Genomic DNA, 1618 nt, shown 5'->3' with positions numbered 1-1618 from the left:
GTGGTGATCTGTGGAAGGTCACTCCAGCATCGTAGCTGGCGTGCCCGCGCTCAGTCGCTGGCCGAGCGGATCGACACCGACACCCAGTTGTGAGAGGCGCATGTACTGGCCGCGCAGATTGGCTCCTTGCTCGCGCCTCATCACCTCTGTGTTGAATCATTCAGTGCTCAGCGAGCGTACCGCGCGGCGCAAAGTACGCGCTCTACCGTTTCGCCCTGCTCGAGCGCCGATCGAGGGGAGCGACCATGGAAGGCGCCATTCCCTGACTCCAGCCAGGTCAGCATGGCCCAGCCGCTTCCACGCAAGGCCTGGCCGAGTTCTCGAACCACCGACCACAACGGCGCTTCAAACTGCCAACGCGGAAATCTCAGACCCAGGCTCGGGTGGCCTAGCGCGATGACGCGCGGTCGTGCCATCGTCGCCCATCTGCACAGCTGAGCTGTCGTCACACCGGCGAGCGCCGCCGCCTGTTCGACGTCAACCATGTCGGCTCGGGCTGCGCGGTCATAGTTCAGCTCCATGCTTTGACCTCCCGGTGTAGTCACCGCGGCGATGGGTTGCTCATGAGATGACGGAGATCGGGCTGCAAGTCCGCTCAGAGGCGAGGCGCGCCACTCCTTGGCGTTGACGTCCGATCGGCACCGCGAACGACAGCCTCTCTCGCGAGAATAGTCGATTCTGGACTTGCCTGACCCCAAATGCGAAGGAACGTGGGTCTGGGCTACGCGTGCAGGACTGGAAGCAAGGCTAGTCGGCCTTCCTCGTGCGTCGATGGAAGCCCCTGGACTGCTGGGCCTTGAGCAGCGCAAGCGCTGTTAGGCGTTCATCAAGTTCCTGGGCGAACCCAACGAAGGAGACCCCGAGCGCCGACAGCCAGCCATGCAGTTCAAGTACGTCAAGGCGTCGCACCCCGCGCTCACTTTTGCTGATGTCGGATTGCCGTAGGCCGGTGCGCTCAGCCAACTGAATTTGCGTGACGCCTGAGCGTTCGCGGGCAGAGCGAAGCAGATCGAGCAGCACACTTTCTGGGGTGATCTTGATGGTTCGAGGCATACGTCACAGGACCGGAGGCGCAGACGATGCATGCGAACTTGGAATATGCGAAAGTCGACTAATATGAAGTGAACCGCGGTCTGGTGCGACCGCGCACGGGGAAGAGAAGAACACCGATGACGAAAACCACGCACACTCTCTCGAATGGCCAGGGCGTTTGGCTCTGCACTTTCACCGGAGAAGTTCTGGAGCAGACCAAGACTTCAACCACGTCGGTGTCTCAGCAAGTTTCGACGGTCCTTAGCACCTCAATGGTGATTCCTGGACAGATCGAAGCCAGAACACAGGCAGAGCACGAAATCTGGCTGCGTGCCTCGGATGGCCGCGAACGACCCATTCACATGACCGACATCGGGTTGGCTGCCCGCCCAGGGCACACCGTTGACCTTGCCCGCGGAATCCGTATCCCTTGCTGAGTGGTTCAATCCAGGCAAGGAGAACGAAAGTGACGAAGGCAAAGAGAGCGCGCTACACGCTGGAATTCAAGCTTGAGGCGGTGCGGATGGTCAAGGGTGGGCAGAGCCTGGCGGTGGTGTCGAAGGTGCTGGGCGTGGCTGATCAGACG

At 61.1% G+C, this 1618-nt stretch carries 4 protein-coding genes; 2 read left to right on the top strand and 2 right to left on the bottom strand.

Annotation, left to right across the window (positions count from 1 at the left end; translation table 11 throughout):
• Positions 1–167: 167 nt before the first annotated feature.
• Together AC1D01_RS33895 and AC1D01_RS33890 are read right to left on the bottom strand one after the other, a co-directional pair.
• Positions 168–521 (bottom strand): hypothetical protein, encoded by a 354-nt coding sequence (locus AC1D01_RS33895; protein WP_477873850.1) that lies wholly within the window; start codon positions 519–521, stop codon positions 168–170.
• Between the two features lie 226 nt (positions 522–747).
• Positions 748–1053: a helix-turn-helix domain-containing protein gene (locus AC1D01_RS33890; protein ID WP_477873849.1), complete on the bottom strand. Its 306-nt coding sequence runs from the start codon at positions 1051–1053 to the stop codon at positions 748–750.
• Between the two features lie 116 nt (positions 1054–1169).
• Here AC1D01_RS33890 and AC1D01_RS33885 point away from each other — a divergent pair, with 116 nt between their 5' ends.
• Both AC1D01_RS33885 and AC1D01_RS33880 read left to right on the top strand, forming a co-directional pair.
• Positions 1170–1469 carry a hypothetical protein gene (locus AC1D01_RS33885; RefSeq protein WP_477873848.1) on the top strand — a complete coding sequence of 100 codons (300 nt, stop codon included), beginning with the start codon at positions 1170–1172 and terminating at the stop codon, positions 1467–1469.
• Positions 1470–1498: 29 nt separating this feature from the next.
• A partial coding sequence (locus AC1D01_RS33880; RefSeq protein WP_477873851.1) for a transposase occupies positions 1499–1618 on the top strand: 120 nt, incomplete at its 3' end.

This window comes from Rhizobacter sp. P3_B12 (assembly GCF_056402895.1).
This window is presented reverse-complemented; position numbering and strand designations above follow the sequence as displayed.

Excerpts from the sequence above, each read along its gene's own strand:
- AC1D01_RS33885 (WP_477873848.1), top strand. The coding sequence starts at position 1,170 with ATGACGAAAACCACGCACACTCTCTCGAATGGCCAGGGCGTTTGGCTC.
- AC1D01_RS33890 (WP_477873849.1), bottom strand. The coding sequence starts at position 1,053 with ATGCCTCGAACCATCAAGATCACCCCAGAAAGTGTGCTGCTCGATCTG.
- AC1D01_RS33895 (WP_477873850.1), bottom strand. The coding sequence starts at position 521 with ATGGAGCTGAACTATGACCGCGCAGCCCGAGCCGACATGGTTGACGTC.